The following is a 2041-nucleotide window of genomic DNA, read 5'->3' on the forward strand; positions in this document are numbered from 1 at the left end:
CGACGAAGCGGTAGCCTTCGGCCGCCGCTTCGTCCTGCAGGGCAGAAAAATCGTCCGGCAGCGTTTCGCTGAGCCGGACGACCTGAAGCGCGCTGGAGATCACAGGCCTTCGAAGAGAGCGCTCGAAATATAGCGCTCGGCGAAGGAGGGGATGATCACGACGATGGTCTTGCCTTCGTTGCCGGGACGCGCGCCGATTTCCAGCGCGGCAGCGACTGCCGCGCCCGAGGAGATGCCGGCCGGAATGCCTTCGAGGCGGGCCAGCGCGCGAGCCGTGTCGAAGGAGGTCTGGTTGCCGACAGTCACCACCTCATCGATCACCGAGCGATCGAGCACGCCGGGAACGAAACCGGCGCCGATGCCCTGGATCTTGTGCGGACCGGGTTGGCCGCCGGAGAGAACCGGGGAGTCTTCAGGCTCGACCGCGATGACCTTCAGCCCGGGCCGGCGGGGCTTCAGCACCTGGCCGACACCGGTGATCGTGCCGCCGGTGCCGACACCGGAGACGAAGATGTCGATTTCGCCGTTGGTGTCGTTCCAGATCTCTTCGGCGGTCGTCCTGCGGTGAATCTCGGGGTTGGCCGGATTCTCGAACTGCTGCGGAATGATCGCACCCGGGATCTCGGCCTTGAGCTCTTCGGCCTTGGCCACGGCACCGCGCATGCCGCCCGGGCCGGGCGTCAGCACGAGTTCGGCGCCGAGCAGGGCCAGCATCTTGCGACGCTCCAGCGACATCGTCTCCGGCATGACCAAGATCAGGCGGTAGCCGCGCGCGGCAGCGACGAAGGCGAGCGCGATGCCGGTATTGCCCGAGGTCGGCTCGATCAGCGTGCCGCCCGGCTTCAGAACGCCTGAGGCTTCGAGCGCATCGACCATGTTTACGCCGATACGATCCTTGACGCTGGAGATCGGGTTGAAGAATTCGAGCTTGGCAAGGATCGTCGCCTTGACGCCGCGTTCTGCCGGGAGACGGTTCAGCCGCACCAGCGGAGTGTCACCGATCGTATCGGTGATCGACTCATAGACCCGGCCTCGACCGGGCGCCTTGTCCTGTGCGGGATTGAGCTTCTGTGCTGCTTCGGCCATAGCGGCCTCCCTTGCGTCATATGGTCAGGATGGAAGGGCTAACGTATTTCACATCTTATGTCGAATAATTAGTTTAATAACATAATTATATTGTGAAATCGGCTCTCTGGGCGATCTCTCCGAAGACCGACTTCTGCTCGGACTGGCGACAGAGATCTTCGACGGTGACGCTGTCGAGCTCGGCCAGGAAGGCATCGGTCGCCCGCCTCAGCGCCGGGCCGACCACCTCGTCGATAAGGCGGGACTGCGGCAGGGGCGTGGTTTCATCGCTCGTTTCCTGCATGGCCGCACGCGCGATATCGCCGGCGGTGATGCGGCGGCGTTCGCGAGCGAGCTCATAGCCGCCGCGCGGACCGCGCACGCCCTTCAGGATGCCGGCGCGCACGAGCGCCTGCAGCATGGTTTCGAGATGGCGCGGCGGCAGGTCGTGGCGTGCAGCCAGGAATTTGGCGGCGACGGGCGACGGGCGAGCATGCAGCGCGATATCGACGACTGCGGCGACGGCGAGGAGGCTGCGGTGCGAGAGCGGCATCATTGGCCGCCACCTTGCGCCGTCGCCTTGCTCCCAGCGATGCCGGTCGAGCCGAAGCCGCCGTCCCCGCGCGCGGTCTCGTCGAGTGTGGCAGCCTCGACCAAGGCCGCCTGTGAGACCGGGGCGACCACGAGCTGGGCGATGCGGTCGCCGTGCCGGATCACGAAGTCTTCTGCGCCGAGATTGATCAGGATCACCTTGATCTCCCCACGATAGTCGCTGTCGACGGTGCCGGGCGAATTCAGCACCGTGACGCCATGCTTGAAGGCGAGGCCCGAGCGCGGCCGGACCTGCGCCTCGAAACCCTGCGGCAATTGCAGCACGATCCCCGTCGGGATGAGACCGCGTCCGCCCGGCGCCAGAACGCAGGGCTCATCGGCGGCCAGGGCGGCACGGAGGTCCATGCCGGCGGCGCCGCTGCTC

General features: G+C 66.1%; 3 protein-coding genes. All 3 read right to left on the minus strand.

Features of this window, described 5'->3' with window-relative positions:
* Positions 1–99: 99 nt before the first annotated feature.
* Positions 100–1086 carry a cysteine synthase A gene (gene cysK, locus AC1D34_RS36975; RefSeq protein ID WP_441504993.1) on the minus strand — a complete coding sequence of 329 codons (987 nt, stop codon included), beginning with the start codon at positions 1084–1086 and terminating at the stop codon, positions 100–102.
* Between the two features lie 85 nt (positions 1087–1171).
* The gene (locus AC1D34_RS36980; protein WP_113516840.1) at positions 1172–1621 is read right to left on the minus strand and encodes an RrF2 family transcriptional regulator; all 450 of its coding nucleotides are present in this window, start codon (positions 1619–1621) and stop codon (positions 1172–1174) included.
* The coding region (gene dut, locus AC1D34_RS36985; RefSeq protein ID WP_476826954.1) for a dUTP diphosphatase at positions 1618–2041 on the minus strand (424 nt) is incomplete at its 5' end. The genes AC1D34_RS36980 and dut, both read right to left, overlap by 4 nt.

The sequence above is a fragment of the Allobosea sp. P1_A7 genome (assembly GCF_056406775.1).